This window comes from Bradyrhizobium sp. MOS003 (assembly GCF_003020125.1).
Taxonomy (GTDB): Bacteria; Pseudomonadota; Alphaproteobacteria; order Rhizobiales; family Xanthobacteraceae; genus Bradyrhizobium.
The window spans coordinates 768,367-782,495 of record NZ_PYFW01000002.1 but is presented as its reverse complement, the minus strand read 5'-3'; the positions used below and the strand labels follow the sequence as shown (position 1 = coordinate 782,495).

At 65.6% G+C, this 14,129-nt stretch carries 16 protein-coding genes; 11 read left to right on the top strand and 5 right to left on the bottom strand.

The features are described from left to right. The first annotated feature begins 70 nt into the window (after positions 1 to 70). Complete coding sequence (locus tag C7G42_RS14190) at positions 71 to 1,300, top strand: citrate/2-methylcitrate synthase (RefSeq protein ID WP_106949541.1); 1,230 nt, start codon at positions 71 to 73, stop codon at positions 1,298 to 1,300. A gap of 18 nt (positions 1,301 to 1,318) precedes the next feature. Here C7G42_RS14190 and C7G42_RS14185 read toward each other — a convergent pair whose 3' ends face one another. Next, the gene (locus tag C7G42_RS14185; RefSeq protein ID WP_106949540.1) at positions 1,319 to 2,248 is read right to left on the bottom strand and encodes a LysR family transcriptional regulator; all 930 of its coding nucleotides are present in this window, start codon (positions 2,246 to 2,248) and stop codon (positions 1,319 to 1,321) included. Between the two features lie 125 nt (positions 2,249 to 2,373). Here C7G42_RS14185 and C7G42_RS14180 point away from each other — a divergent pair, with 125 nt between their 5' ends. Both C7G42_RS14180 and C7G42_RS14175 read left to right on the top strand, forming a co-directional pair. Next, positions 2,374 to 2,976, top strand: coding sequence for an NADPH-dependent F420 reductase (locus tag C7G42_RS14180; RefSeq protein WP_106949539.1), 603 nt, complete (start codon positions 2,374 to 2,376; stop codon positions 2,974 to 2,976). 49 nt (positions 2,977 to 3,025) lie between these two features. Continuing rightward, the gene (locus C7G42_RS14175) at positions 3,026 to 3,397 is read left to right on the top strand and encodes a nuclear transport factor 2 family protein (RefSeq protein ID WP_106949741.1); all 372 of its coding nucleotides are present in this window, start codon (positions 3,026 to 3,028) and stop codon (positions 3,395 to 3,397) included. Between the two features lie 19 nt (positions 3,398 to 3,416). On the opposite strand, the gene C7G42_RS14170 is transcribed toward C7G42_RS14175, so the two are convergent. Further along, positions 3,417 to 4,079 (bottom strand): DedA family protein, encoded by a 663-nt coding sequence (locus C7G42_RS14170; RefSeq protein WP_106949538.1) that lies wholly within the window; start codon positions 4,077 to 4,079, stop codon positions 3,417 to 3,419. Positions 4,080 to 4,376: 297 nt separating this feature from the next. Between C7G42_RS14170 and cobS the strand changes: the two genes are divergently transcribed. From cobS to C7G42_RS14145, 5 genes are all read left to right on the top strand, one after another. Then, entirely contained in the window at positions 4,377 to 5,375 is a 999-nt protein-coding gene (cobS, locus tag C7G42_RS14165; protein ID WP_106949537.1) for a cobaltochelatase subunit CobS, read from the top strand. Positions 5,376 to 5,514: 139 nt separating this feature from the next. Beyond that, a complete protein-coding gene (gene cobT, locus C7G42_RS14160; protein ID WP_106949740.1) occupies positions 5,515 to 7,419 on the top strand; it encodes a cobaltochelatase subunit CobT in 1,905 nt (634 codons plus the stop codon). Beyond that, entirely contained in the window at positions 7,416 to 8,498 is a 1,083-nt protein-coding gene (locus C7G42_RS14155; RefSeq protein WP_106949536.1) for an esterase-like activity of phytase family protein, read from the top strand. Before cobT ends, C7G42_RS14155 begins: the two co-directional genes overlap by 4 nt. Positions 8,499 to 8,787: 289 nt before the next feature. Beyond that, a complete protein-coding gene (locus tag C7G42_RS14150) occupies positions 8,788 to 9,900 on the top strand; it encodes an NADH:flavin oxidoreductase/NADH oxidase (protein WP_106949535.1) in 1,113 nt (370 codons plus the stop codon). A 129-nt stretch (positions 9,901 to 10,029) separates the two neighbouring features. Next, positions 10,030 to 10,437, top strand: coding sequence for a hypothetical protein (locus C7G42_RS14145; protein WP_106949534.1), 408 nt, complete (start codon positions 10,030 to 10,032; stop codon positions 10,435 to 10,437). A 46-nt stretch (positions 10,438 to 10,483) separates the two neighbouring features. Here the strand turns inward: C7G42_RS14145 and C7G42_RS14140 are convergent, their stop codons facing one another. The 3 genes from C7G42_RS14140 to C7G42_RS36110 all read right to left on the bottom strand — a co-directional run bounded on the left by C7G42_RS14140 (position 10,484) and on the right by C7G42_RS36110 (position 12,757). Next, on the bottom strand, positions 10,484 to 10,729 hold the full coding sequence (locus C7G42_RS14140) for a PilZ domain-containing protein (protein ID WP_199580895.1): 246 nt from the start codon (positions 10,727 to 10,729) through the stop codon (positions 10,484 to 10,486). A gap of 281 nt (positions 10,730 to 11,010) precedes the next feature. After that, positions 11,011 to 12,360: a T6SS phospholipase effector Tle1-like catalytic domain-containing protein gene (locus C7G42_RS14135; RefSeq protein WP_106949532.1), complete on the bottom strand. Its 1,350-nt coding sequence runs from the start codon at positions 12,358 to 12,360 to the stop codon at positions 11,011 to 11,013. Positions 12,361 to 12,622: 262 nt separating this feature from the next. After that, on the bottom strand, positions 12,623 to 12,757 hold the full coding sequence (locus C7G42_RS36110) for a hypothetical protein (RefSeq protein ID WP_256471549.1): 135 nt from the start codon (positions 12,755 to 12,757) through the stop codon (positions 12,623 to 12,625). Between the two features lie 408 nt (positions 12,758 to 13,165). On the opposite strand from C7G42_RS36110, the gene C7G42_RS14130 reads away from it, so the two are divergent. The 3 genes from C7G42_RS14130 to C7G42_RS14120 all read left to right on the top strand — a co-directional run bounded on the left by C7G42_RS14130 (position 13,166) and on the right by C7G42_RS14120 (position 14,111). After that, entirely contained in the window at positions 13,166 to 13,444 is a 279-nt protein-coding gene (locus C7G42_RS14130; RefSeq protein ID WP_106949531.1) for a hypothetical protein, read from the top strand. Next, on the top strand, positions 13,441 to 13,737 hold the full coding sequence (locus C7G42_RS14125) for a hypothetical protein (RefSeq protein WP_106949530.1): 297 nt from the start codon (positions 13,441 to 13,443) through the stop codon (positions 13,735 to 13,737). The genes C7G42_RS14130 and C7G42_RS14125 overlap by 4 nt, the downstream gene beginning before the upstream one ends. Before the next feature lie 95 nt (positions 13,738 to 13,832). Then, positions 13,833 to 14,111, top strand: a complete 279-nt coding sequence (locus C7G42_RS14120; RefSeq protein WP_094973455.1) for a DUF1488 family protein — start codon at positions 13,833 to 13,835, stop codon at positions 14,109 to 14,111. Positions 14,112 to 14,129: the final 18 nt, after the last annotated feature.

Here is a 14,129-nt window from a genome sequence, read left to right as displayed (position 1 = left end):
TCCTTTTGCGTTGCACCAGGGAAATTCGGGCCTCTCGACAGATTGATCAATCTTGATTACATAAATCAATATGAAAAATTCCGAGGGGCTCTATCTCTCCGCGCGCGAGGCCGCGGCCGAGCTCGCGATCTCGCCGGCCACGCTTTACGCCTATGTCAGCCGCGGCCTGATCCGCTCCGAGCCGACGCCGGATTCGCGCAAGAACCGCTACCGCGCCGAGGACGTCCGCGCGCTGAAGGAGCGCCGCGTGCCGTCGCCGGAGCCGCGCGGCCTGCGCAGCTTCGATGCCGACCTGCCGGTCATGGACACCGAGATCTCGACCATCACCGAGGAGGGCGCGATCTATCGCGGCGTGAACTGTGTCGATCTCGCCGAGAACGACACGCTGGAGCACACGGCGACGCTGCTCTGGGACGTCTCCGAGGTCGATCCGTTCGCATCCGACAATCAGCCTGCGCTCTCCGAGGAGATGCGCATGATCGGGCAAGCCGCGCGCCGGGCTGCGCCGATCGACCGTGCCATCGCCGTGCTCGCGCTGGCCGCGAGCGTCGATCCCCGCGCGTTTACGCGTGCCCCAGATGGCCGCGCCATGGTCGGCGGGCGTATCGTCCGTCTTCTCGTCGCCACCATGCTCAATTCAGAGCCGTCATCCGAGCCGCTGCATCAGCAGATCGCAAAGGCCTGGGCCGCCGACAACAAGCACGCGCCCGACCTGATCCGCCGCGCTCTGGTGCTGCTGGCCGATCACGAGCTGAACGCCTCCACCTTCACCGCGCGCTGCGCTGCCTCGACCGGCCTCAACCTCTACGATGCCGTAATCGCCGGCCTTGCCGCGCTGAAAGGCCCCAAGCATGGCGGCGCCGGCGTGCTGGCCTCGCAACTGGTCAAGACGCTGGTCGACCGCGACGTCGCCCCAATGGTGCGCGAGCGCGTCGCGCTGGGCGAGCGTTTTGCCGGCTTCGGTCATGGCGTCTACAAGCGCGGCGATCCGCGCGCGCAGTCGCTGCTGAACGCGCTCTCGCGCGCCGGCGCCCCGCGAAAGTTCACGCGCGAAGTGCCGGAGCGCATCGCGGAGGCGACCGGCGAGTTCGTCAACATCGACTATGCGCTCGCCGTGCTCGTGCACGCGCTGCGCCTGCCCGCGGGCAGCGAGCTCGCTCTGTTCGCGATGGCCCGCAGCGTCGGCTGGATCGCGCATGCCAGCGAGCAATTGCAGTTCGGGAAGTTGATACGGCCGCGGGCGCGGTATGTGGGACCGGCGCCGGGGCGGAGGGCAGGGCCTACGGAATCCAGGGCCTAGAACACATTTTGGGTCAGGCTAGTTCAGGCTTCCAGCAAAGCGTTCGGCGAGCCGGTTCCTCCTGAATGCCTCGGCTACCCAGTCCACGAAGACTCTGGTCTTCGCGGGCACGAGCTTGCGCGATGCGTGATAAATCGAGATCGCGCCGGCGTCACAGTAGTACCGTGGCACCAGGCGCAGCAGTGAGCCATCTTCGAGCGCCGGAAGAATGTCGGCGGTGGCGAGCATGGCAACCCCGAGGCCCAACAGTGCCGCCTCGCGCATCGCCGCGGGGTCGTTGACCACGATCGACTCCGACAGCGGCGCCGGAATTTCTCGCCCCGAAACGTCGCGCATCGACCAGTGCCGAATGCGGCCCGTCTGCAGCGAGCGCATGACGATGCCGTCCAGGGCGGCCAGTTGGTCCGGCTTGGTCGGCGATGCCCGCCCCGACATGTAACTTGGAGACGCCACGGCGATGATGTGTGCCGGCGCGAGCGTTCGGCTGACAAGACCTGGCAACAATTCAAATCCGCCTCCGATAGCGGCGTCGTAGCCCTCACCGACCAGATCGACCTGGCGGTTCTCGAAGTGCCACTCAGGGCGGACCTGAGGATAGCGGGCCAGGAAGCCCGGAAGCAGCGGCAGAATATGGGCTGTGCCGAACGTCGGCGGCAGGCTTATCCTGAGAACGCCCGCCGGCTCCTCGCGTCCGGTCGATACTCCCCCAATCGCTGCCTGGAGCCCCTCGAGGTGGCCGGCGATCGCCATGCGGAACGACTCGCCCGCCTCGGTGAGCGTCAGCCGCCGCGTCGAACGATGAAATAATCGAACACCGAGATTGCGCTCCAGCACGGCGACGTTGCGGCTGACTGCCGCCGGTGTCAGCGACAGGCGTCGGCCAGCCTCTGAAAAGCTGCCGCATTCAGCGCTGCGAATAAATGATTCCAAATTGGCCAGCGTTTCCATCGGCTCATTTTCAAGTAATCATTGATAATCTTACGAGCGATATCCCTCTAATCAAAGTGCAATGTTTGGGTCATCTCTGGGCCACCGATCAGCTCGCCTGATCTCAAACAGCTCGGAGCACTTCCATGTCCACCATCGGCATCATCGGCGCAGGCAATATCGGCCGCGCTATCGCCCAGACGCTGGCGCGCAACGGAATCGCTGTGACGCTGTCCAACAGCCGCGGCCCGGAGAGCCTGGCGACGACCGTGGCCGAGATCGGTCCGCTCGTGACCGCCGGCACCCGCGAGGAGGCCGCCGGCAAGGATATCGTCATCGTCGCCGTCAACTGGTCGAAGCTGCCCGATGCGCTTGCCGGCCTGCCGCCATTCGGCGGCCGCATCGTTGTTGACGCCAACAATCCGATCGAGGCGCCGCTGTTCAAGCCCGCCGAACTCGGTGGCCGCGCCTCGTCAGAGATTTTCGCCGATCTGGTCTCCGGCGCGCGGGTGGTGAAGGCGTTCAATCATCTCCTGGCGCAGCTCCTCGCAACCGACCCGGCAAGCGACGGCGGCAAGCGTGTGCTGTTCTACTCGGGAGACGACACTGATGCGAAGGCGGCTGTCGGCGGGCTGATTGATCGGCTCGGGTTCTTTGGCGTCGATCTCGGCTCGCTTGCGGTCGGAGCCAGGCTGACCCAGTTTCCAGGTGGTCCGCTCCCGGCGCTCAACCTGGTCAAGTTCGGCTGATGGCTTCGAGCATGTTCTCCAACAAGATGAGATGATGAAAGGCTGCGACATGACCACCCAAGATATCGACTTCGACCACCTTCTACGGGCGAATCTAGAACGCGTGTTCAACGAGCGGGACGAGGACAAGCGGCGGGCCGCTATTGCAGAATTGTTCGTCGAAGAGCCGGTCATGTACGAACCGACCAGCATCGTTCAGGGCCGCTCGGAAATATCTCGGGTTGCCGGAGAGCTTCTGAACCAGTTCGGACCAACGTTCAGGTTCGTACCCGAGGGCGTGGCGGTCGGGCATCACGGCTTGGCCCGTCTGGCTTGGCACGCTGGGCCCGAGCAGGGGCCCGTCGCAGTCACTGGGGCGGACGTGGCCGAAGTCGAAAGCGGTAAAATCTCGCGGCTGTGGGTGTTGCTCAATCCGCAGTGAGAGAAATCGTGCTGCCGCACTAGGCCTGCGGCTTCGACACCTCGACATCGGCACCATTCTGGCGGCGGCGATAGTACCAGACGCCGAGGCCCCCCGCGATCGCAACGCCAACCACGGTCAGCATCCAGATATGCTTGCCGACATGGCCATGGTGATGCAACCCGGCATATTCGTGCAGGGCTGACACCGCCAGCACGCCCGGCAACACGTGCGCGGGCGCCCACACCAGGATCGCCGGGATGTTCACCGCGTAGAATTTCGCCGGCGGCATCGCCAGCGCGCCGGCCGTCACAGGCACGAAGGCGCGGATCGGCGGGACGAAGCGGGCGAAGAACACGGCCCAGGTGCCGAAGCGGTGGAAGAAGCTCTCGCTCTCAGAAATCACGCGCGGATAGTTGGTCAGCGGCCAGGTGTTGAGGATCTCGCGCTGCTGCCGGTGCCCGATCCAGTAGGCCGAGCCGTCGCCGAGCACGGCGCCCAGGATGGCGGCGAGCAGCACCCATTGCAGCGTCAGCTCGCCGCCCGGAACCAGGGCGCTCAGCGCCAGGATGACGGTCGAGCCGGGGATGACCGATCCCACCACCGGGACCGCTTCGAGCAGGGCCGCCAGGAACAGGGTCAGATAGGCCAGCCACGGATGGGCCGAGACGAACGAGATGAGGGGATCGAGGAAGGACGTCACGTCGTCTCTGTGGAGGGTTGGAGCACCGGGGGTTGGACCCTACATAAGTAAGCAGAGCCAGCGGAAGTGCCATCCGCGCGGGCAGGGCTGCTCTCCCGCCCGAAATCTGAGCGTGATTCGCAAGGCAGCCCTCCAAAAACTGCGTTCCTTGCCTATCTAAATGAAAAGACAATGGAACTTTGATTGGTGGGCGGGCTTCTGCCGGCCAACTGTCTCTGATAAGTTGATTTTCAGCACCCAGCCGCAGCCAACGTGCGAATAACCGGTTTCGGGACCGCCCGGGACCTCGGAGGATTGATGACGACCGCCGCCATGTCCAAAGTTGAGGAAGTTTCCGGTCTGCCCGACATGAAGGTGTCGGTGCGGCAGGTGTTCGGGATCGACAGCGATCTCGAAGTCCCCGCCTATTCCGAAGTCGATCCTCATGTGCCCGATGTCGACCCCGATTACCGCTTCGACCGCGCCACCACGCTCGCGATTCTCGCCGGCTTCGCCCGCAACCGTCGCGTGATGGTGACCGGCTATCACGGCACCGGCAAGTCCACCCATATCGAGCAGGTCGCTGCCCGCCTGAACTGGCCCTGCGTGCGCGTCAACCTCGACAGCCACATCAGCCGTATCGACCTCGTCGGCAAGGACTCCATCGTGGTCCGCGACGGCAAGCAGGTCACCGAATTCCGCGACGGCATTCTGCCTTGGGCACTCCAGCACAACGTCGCGCTGGTGTTCGACGAATACGACGCCGGCCGCCCGGACGTGATGTTCGTGATCCAGCGCGTACTCGAAGTCTCGGGACGCCTGACCCTGCTCGACCAGAACAAGGTGATCAAGCCGCATCCGTCGTTCCGGCTGTTCGCCACCGCGAACACCGTCGGCCTCGGCGACACCTCGGGCCTCTATCACGGCACCCAGCAGATCAACCAGGGCCAGATGGACCGCTGGTCGATCGTCACCACGCTGAACTATCTCAGCCATGACGAGGAGGTGGAGATCGTGCTGGCCAAGGCCAAGCACTATCGCACCCAGGAAGGCCGCGACATCGTCAACAAGATGGTGCGCCTCGCCGATCTCACCCGCAACGCCTTCGCCAATGGCGATCTGTCGACGGTGATGAGCCCGCGCACGGTGATCACCTGGGCGGAGAACGCCGAGATCTTCGGCGATATCGGCTTCGCCTTCCGCGTCACCTTCCTCAACAAGTGCGACGAGCTCGAGCGTCCGTTGGTCGCCGAATTCTATCAGCGCTGCTTCAACGCGGAGCTGCCGGAATCCTCGGTGAATGTGGCGCTGTCCTGATCTCTCTCGGTATCGTCCCGGCCGAGGTCGGGGCGATTGCCGCGAGGCCTCTCGATGATGCGACGCCGATGGTTTTCCTGGCCGACAACGGCCGGTGGTTATGGGTCCCGGCTTTCGCCGGGACGACGGTGAGATCGAGATGAGCACCACCTCCAACAGCAAGTTCCGTAACACCAAGGAAGCCCCGACTGAGCCGTTCAAGCGCTCGGTCGCCTCATGCTTGAAGGCGATCGCGAAGTCGCCCGAGCTCGATGTCAGCTTCGCCGCTGAGCGGCCGGGCCTTGCGCCGGGCAAGGCGCGGCTGCCGGAGCCCGCGCGAAAAATGACCAAGCGCGATGCCGCGATCGTGCGCGGTCACGCCGATTCGATTGCGCTGAAGATCGCCTGTCACGACGCCAAGCTGCATCGCAAGCTGATGCCGGGCAATCCGCAGGCGCGCGGCGTGTTCGAGGCGGTGGAGCAGGCTCGGGTCGAGGCGATCGGCGCGCGCCGCATGGCGGGCGTTGCCAAGAACCTCACCGCGATGCTCGACGACCATTTCCATCGCGGCAAGTTCGACGAGATCACCGACCGTGCCGATGCGCCGCTGGCCGACGCGCTGGCGATGCTGGTGCGCGAGCGCCTGACCGGCATGGCGCCGCCGACCGCCGCGAAGAAGATGGTCGATCTCTGGCGGCCCATTCTCGAAGACAAGATCGGCAAGCGGCTCGACCAGCTCGATACCCTGGTCGAGGACCAGACCCGGTTCGGCGACGCCGTGCACGATCTGCTGACGGCGCTCGATATCGGCGACGAGCGCTCCGCCGACAGCGAAGACGATGACGAGAACGAGGAGAACCAGGACGGCGACAACGATCAGTCCGGCGCGGAAGGCTCGCCCGATTCCGACGCCGCGCAGGAGATGAGCGCCGACCAGGCGCAGGCCTCGAGCGAGGAGATGAGCGAGAGCGCGATGGAAAGCGCGCAGGCCTCGACTTCCGACACCTTCGACGACGGTGAGCTCGGCGACGACGAGACGCCGGGCGAGGCGACGCGTCCGAACTCGAGCGGCAAGAACGAGCCGCGCGGGCCGGAATACCATGCCTTCGCGCCGAAATTCGACGAGGTCATCGCCGCCGAAGACCTCTGCGACCACGACGAGCTGGAGCGGCTGCGCGCCTATCTCGACAAGCAGCTCGCGCATCTGCAGGGCATCGTCGCCCGGCTCGCCAACCGGCTGCAGCGCCGCCTGATGGCGCAGCAGAACCGCGCCTGGGAGTTCGACCTCGAAGAGGGTATCCTCGACCCCGCGCGGCTGTCGCGCGTGGTGATCGATCCTTACCAGCCGCTGTCCTTCATGCACGAGAAGGAGGCGACGTTCCGCGACACCGTGGTGACGCTGCTGCTCGACAATTCCGGTTCGATGCGCGGGCGCCCGATCACGGTCGCTGCGACCTGTGCCGACATTCTCGCCCGCACGCTGGAGCGTTGCGGCGTCAAGGTCGAGATCTTGGGATTCACCACGCGCGCCTGGAAGGGCGGGCAATCGCGTGAGGCGTGGCTTGCCGCCGGCAAGCCGGCCAATCCCGGCCGCCTCAACGATCTCCGCCACATCATCTACAAATCCGCCGACGCCCCCTGGCGCCGTGCGCGCAAGAACCTCGGCCTGATGATGCGCGAGGGGCTGCTCAAGGAGAACATCGACGGCGAGGCGCTGGACTGGGCGCACAAGCGCCTCCTGGGGCGGCCCGAACAGCGCAAGATCCTGATGATGATCTCGGACGGTGCGCCGGTCGACGATTCCACGCTGTCGGTCAATCCCGGCAATTACCTCGAGCGGCATCTGCGCCACATCATCGAGGAGATCGAGACCCGCTCGCCGGTCGAGCTGATCGCGATCGGCATCGGCCATGACGTGACGCGCTACTATCGCCGCGCGGTGACGATCGTGGATGCCGAGGAGCTCGGCGGCGCCATCACCGAGAAGCTCGCCGAATTGTTCAGCGAGACCAACACCGCGCCGACGCAAGCACCCGGTCGCCCGCGGCGCAAATTGCATTCGTGAGCACGCATCGATCCCGCCGCAGCTTCATTGGCTTTACAGCGGCGGGATTTTCCACTCTCGCACTCTCGCGTCTCGCGCTGGCCCAAGGCGCGACCGAGCCGGCGCCGCGCGCGCTGCAGGTCGAGAACGCCGTCGTCGAGCCTGTCAGCGTCGAGGTCAACGCGCGCGCCATTCCCAATTTCGAGCCGCGCGATCGCACGCGCACGCGCTTCGGCTCGCTGGAGTATCGCAGCGGCCTGGTGCTGACTTCGCCCTATCGCGGCTTTGGCGGCTTGTCCGGCATCCGGCTCGATGCCAAGGGCGAAGGCTTCCTCGCGGTCTCCGACCAGGGCGGCTGGTTCACCGGTCGCATCCGCTACTCCGGCGGCAAGATGGCCGGGCTCGACGACGTCGAGGCCGCGCCGCTGCTCGGCGCCGAAGGGCGGCCGATCACGGAAAAGCGGCTGTGGTGGGATTCGGAATCGATCGCGCGCGACGGCGACGTCGTCTATGTCGGGCTCGAGCGCGTCAACCAGATCCTGCGCTATGATTTCTCCAAAGGCGGCACGCGCGCGCGCGGCGAAATGGTGCCGGTGCCTCCGGGGATCCGCAAGCTGCCCTCCAACAAGGGGCTGGAGGCGCTGGTCGTCGTGCCCAAAGGCAAAGGCCAGAACTCGCCGCTGGCGGGCACGCTGATCGCCTTCTCCGAGCGCGGGCTGGACGCCGACGGCAACCTCACGGCCTTCCTGATCGGCGGTCCCACGCCCGGCCAGTTCAGCGTGCGGCGCACCGAGAAATACGACATCAGCGATGCCGTGCTGCTGCCTTCCGGCGAGCTTCTGATCCTCGAGCGCAAATTCTCCTGGTTCACCGGCGTCAACATCCGCATCCGCTCGATACCCTTGAAGTCGATCGTATCAGGCGCGCTGGTCGACGGCCCCGCGCTGTTCGCCGCCGATCTCGGCCACGAGGTCGACAACATGGAAGGCATCGACGCCCACGTCACGAGCGAGGGCGAGACCGTGCTGACGTTGATCTCCGACGACAATTTCTCGATGCTGCAGCGAACCCTGCTGCTGCAGTTCACGCTGGTGGAATAGGCCGTGTCGTAGCCACCATTGTGCTCGCGTGTCCCGGCTCTGCGCAGCAACGCGCGAGCGTTGCTGCGCAGAGCCGGGGACCCAGGGAGCCGCGCCTTCGCTGTTGCAGGCCCCGGCTCTGCAGCGCATCGCTGCGAGCTGCGCAGCGTCCGGGGCACGAAACCGCCGTCGCGCGGCAATGCATGGCACTTCCCGCTGCCATGCCGCCCGCGAGGGCTGGCAATCTGCCGTCCGCCCATTACACTCCATGCAATTGCTTCCATCCCTCTCATCTCCGGAACCTCCCCGCATGAGCGTCCTGTTTTCCCCGATCAAGCTGCGCGGCCTGACGTTGAAGAACCGCGTCGTGGTGTCGCCGATGTGCCAATATTCGGCGGACGACGGCGTCGCCACCGACTGGCACTTCACCCACATCAACAATCTCAGCCTGTCGGGCGCGGCGATGTTCTGCATCGAGGCGACCCATGTCGAGGCGATCGGCCGCATCACGCCGGGCTGCCTCGGGCTCTACAGCGACGCCGCCGAAGCCGCGCTGAAGCAGATCCTCACTTCGGTGCGCAAGCATTCCACCACCGCGATCGCGATGCAGCTCGCGCATGCCGGCCGCAAGGCCTCCAGCGCGCGGCCCTGGGACGGCGGCCAGCTGATTCCGGTGGCCCAGGGCGGTTGGCAGACGGTGGCGCCGTCGGCGCTGCCGCACAAGGAGGGCGAGGCCGCCCCTACGGCGCTGGATGCAGCCGGCCTCAAGCGCATCCGCGAGGCCTTCGTCGACAGCGCGAAGCGCGCCGCGCGCATCGGCATCGACGCCATCGAGCTGCACGGTGCACACGGCTATCTCCTGCATCAGTTCCTGTCGCCGATCTCCAACAAGCGCACCGACGAATATGGCGGCTCGCTCGAAAACCGCATGCGCTTCCCGCTCGAAATCTACGACGCGGTGCGCGCGGTGTTTCCGCACGACAAGCCGGTGGGCATGCGGGTGTCGTCGACCGACTGGGTCGAGGGCGGCTGGGACCTGGAGCAGACCATCGCGTTTTCAAAAGCGCTGAAGGCGCGCGGCGTCGACTGGATCGATGCCTCCTCCGGCGGCGTCTCGCCGCTGCAGAAGATCCCGCTCGGCCCCGGCTATCAGGTGCAGTTTGCGGAGGCCATCAAGCGCGAGACCGGATTGCCGACCATCGCCGTCGGCCTGATCACCGAGGGCAAGCAGGCCGAAGAGATCGTCGCATCCGGCAAGGCCGACATGGTCGCGCTCGCCCGCGGCATGCTCTACGATCCGCGCTGGGGCTGGCACGCCGCCGCCGAAGTCGGCGGCGAGGTCGAAGCCCCGCCACAATATTGGCGCTCGCAGCCTTCGACGCAGAAGGCGCTGTTCGGCAAGACCACGTTCGGGGCGCGGTAGCTTCCTGACCTCTCCCCGCAAGAACGGGGGAGGGTGCCGACTCACCCTCCTCCGTAAATTCCCTCAGCTTCCACCTCCCGCAAAACTGGCCTAACCTTGCCTCCACCCAACTCCCCGCGGAGGCTCGTCATGCGTTATCCTGTCCGCAAAACCGCTCATATCTTCGAGCGCGTCGGCCTTGCGATGGCAGGCGCCGCATGTGGCCTGTTCGTCGGTGCCCATGTCGGATCGTCGATCCCGCAACTCACCACGCAGGGTTTTCTGCTGCTGATGATGGCGCTTGGCGGTATCGGATTCTATCTCGGCATCGACACGCCGCAGATGCCGTTCGACGATGCGCACAGTCACATCGACGCCGCGGAATTCCTCAGCGCCGCCGGCACGCTGTTCGCAACCCTGACCGCCTTCGTCTCCGTCTTCGTCATCGTGCTCCGCATCGATCCGCACATGGGCTGGACCTGGCTCGTCTTCATCGGCTGGATCGTCGGCGTCGTCATGCAGATCGTGGCCGGCGCGAAGGCGAGGATGCGGAAGTAGCTTTTTCCTTCTCCCGCAGGGGAGAGGGAAGCGTAGCGCTCGGCGCTCAGAATACCACGCCCACCCGCGTGCCGCGCTTCCAGGCGATGCGGCATCGCTTCCTGGTGTTGACGTGCAGCAGCTCGAATCTGTCGGGGATCTTCACCTGGCCGCCGAGATCGACGCAGGCGCCGCCGGGCGAATAGTCGATCAGCGTGCAGGTGATCACGGGCGCGCGCGGGTCGGTGATGATCTTGGCCTGGCGCGATACCAGCCCTGCAGGCTTCACGCGGGCGAATTTACGCGGATACATTGGCACTCTCCTCCAATTCCGCAGATATAGCGGCGGATCCTGTGCAGGATGATGCGGACGAGTCGATGCTATCAGGCTAAAGCGGGCGGGAGAATTTTAACGAAAAATTGCGGCGAAGGCGGAAAGCGACGGTAGCGGGGTGGGGGCCCTCCTATGGCGTGCACCATGCGGCCGCATCGGCAGTGGGCTCCCTCTCCCGCTTGCGGGGGAGGGCCGGGGTGGGGGCCGTCTCTGCATCGGGATTGCGAGAATTGCCGAGTGCCCCCGAGTGGTGAGAGCCCTCACCCGCCGCGCTCTGCGAGCGCGTCGGCCTCTCCCGCAAGCGGGAGAGGCGGAGCAAACTCCACCGGCATCGGCACCGTCAAATAGTCCTTCGGCAAATTCACCGGCCGGTAGTCCGGCTCCGCCGCGATCCGCTTCAACACGCTCTCATGCACATGGGCGCCTTCGGGGATCAGGCGCGGCTCGCAATCGGGGATGTACAGGCCGAGAAACACCTTCCGCTCCGGCCATTCCCTGAACTTCGCGCTCTTCGGAAAGAACTCCAGCACCCGCCAGCCCGCCGTCATGGAATCGTGCAGCACGCCGGTCTTCCCGGTGTAGGCAGGCGCGACATATTGGAACGGCGAGTTCTTGCGCTGGATTCCCCAGGCGAGCTGCTTGATGGTCGCCGGGTTGAAGTGCAGCCCCGCCTTCTCCGCCTCCGCGATCATCCAGATCAGCGGATATTTGGAGTCGCCGCTTCCAGCCTCCGGATAGCCGCCGCCGACGTCGCTGTGCACCCCGGCGAACCACACCTGCAGAATGTCCTGCGGCACCTTCTTCTCGTCCGGCACATAGCGGTTGCTCCAGAACTCCTGCGGCTCCTCATATTTGTTCAGGCGGAACATGCGGCGCCGCTCGTCGATCGCGATCGCCTGCCGGAAGGTCCTGACGCTCGGATTGCGCCGCGTGAAGGCGAGCTCCTCCAGGCTCGGCCAATACAGCCGGTCGGGCCGCGGCACGATCACGCTCGCCACCGTGTCCCAGACGCCGATGAAATGGATGGTCGGCCAGCGCGTCGAGGTGATGCGCGCGAACTGCGCGGCGAGGTCGAACTGGTCCTTCGGCAGCGGCCCCTGCTCGTCGAAATCGACGTCCCTGAGGTCCGCGACGTCGTTGCCGCGCCCGGTGCCGGAATATTGCTTGTAAGCGATGAGGCCGGAGCCTGCGAGGTTGGCCTGCTCCGGCCTGATCAGCCCGACCTTGTGGATCAGCCCCGCCAGCACGCGCACCGTGTAGGCGCCGCGCGAGAAGCCGAACAGATAGATCCTGTCGCCCGGCGCGTAATGCTCGACCAGGAAGCAATAGGCGCTGAGCACGTTGTCATCGAGCCCGTAGCCGGTGGCGAGCCCCAGCACCAGATTGATATTGGCCTTCAGGCGGTGCCACGTCGTCGGCTCCGTCACCGTGCCGACGCCGGGATCGTAGAACACCATCTGCCGCGGCTGTGTCCGGTCGGTCTTGCGCAGGCAGCGGTACAGCTTGAGGACGTTGGAGATGTTCTCCGAGATCTCGTTGCCGGTGCCGTCACAGCAGATGACGAGATTTTTCGACTCGGGCTTGGTTGCGGTGGTGTTGGCCTGCTCCACGGGATGCGCCTCCGGGTGATGCTACCGGGGCGAGCATAGCGGGAAAGCGCGACGGAGAGGAGACGGGGATGGTCTTTCCCTCTCCCCTTGTGGGAGAGTGTGGATCAATCGCGCTCCGCGCGATTGAGACGGGTGAGGGGTCTCTCTCCGCACCTGAATCTCTCGCGTCAGAGTTCGCGGAGACAACCCCTCATCCGCCTTGCCTTCGGCAAGGCACCTTCTCCCACGAGGGGAGAAGGGAAGGCAGAGCCAGCCGCCGCCCCTACTTCTTCTTCCCCGGCCCGAAATCCGGCTGCCAGGCGGCGTCCTTGCGGTTCGGCGCGGCGGCGATCACCTTGGCTTTTTCCTTCTTCGGCTTCTTGGTTTCGCGATTGCCCTTTTGCTGTCCCTTGGCCATGACGTCAGTCTCCTCTGTGGGGGTTCGAGTGGTCGAGTTCGACTCTTGGGTTCGACTCTTTGGGGGTTCGAGTTCGTTCGATTGCAGCACCCGCGTGAAGGGCGCGCTCTCAGGCCTTGCAGGCCTTTGCGTCGACGTTGGCCGCACGAGACATTGTCGCGCCGGCCTGTTCGTCGGTCGCGCTCACGGAACAGGGCACCGGCCCTGGCGCATGTGACTCTCGGCTCCCACCCGTTGCGAAACGGAAGCATGCGCTGATGCAGGCGAGCCTACGCCCGCACTTGACCGATAGCGAGGCCTAAAACGCCGCGCGCGTGGGGCCCGATAATGCTGGCTATTGTGGGCCAATCGGCGCATGCTCCGCGCAGCCACGTCGGTTGGGGCCTGACCAGCGCAAGGGAGGCTCGTATGACCATACGCTCGCGGCGCGAAACCATCACATTCAGGCATCCGGTCCACATTCGCGGCATCGCGCGCGAATTGCCGGCCGGCGCCTATGAGGTCGTCACCGACGAGGAGATGATCGACGGGCTGTCGTTCGCATCCTGGCGCCGCATCGCCACCATGATCACCGTGCCGTCCGAAGGCGTGCAAGGCGCAACCGAGATGCTGTCGATCGGCTCGATCGACCTTGCCGATGCGCAGGCGGCCGACGCGCAATTTCCAGGAGACGAACCGCGCCCATGACTGACATCCCCGTCGACCTCGACAAGCATCGCGGCATGGCCGCCCAGAAGGCGACCGACCTGCGCCGCGCGCTGTCCGAGGTCGAGAACAATGTCAGGGAGCTGCGCGAGCGCGAGGCCGACCTCGAAAACCGCATGATGTCGGCGCCCGCCACCTCGTGGGCGGAGGCCGCGGTGAAGGCGCGCTATCTGCTCAACCTCTATGCCGCCAGCCTGCCCACCGAAGATACCCGCCACCGCGCGCTGGTCGCCGCCCTGTTCGACGATTTCGCCAAGCTCAGCGGCGACAGCTGAAGCCGGCTGCTGGTTCACCTCTCCCGCTCCTGTCGCGCCGAAGCTTCGGCGCAGGCGGATGCGGGAGCGCACCGACCGTATGACAGGAGTCCCCCATGACACTCACCGCCAGCCGCTTCATCGCCCACGACCAGGACCGCGGCATCGTCCAGTTCTCGATGCAGGACGGCCCCAAGGAATTCGCCTGCGCGATCTCGACCTCCGCCATGGACGACCTCGAACGCGGCCCGCGCGCCAGGCCCGCCGAACGCGAAGCCCAGTTCACCCGCCTGCGCGAGCGCATCGAAGCCTGCGTGGAGCGGAAGTATCAGGCGACGGAGTTCGAGGGGACCCCGCCGGGCATCGTGCTGCGGAGCATTGATTTTCGGGGGTAGGGGGAGAGGGACCGATGT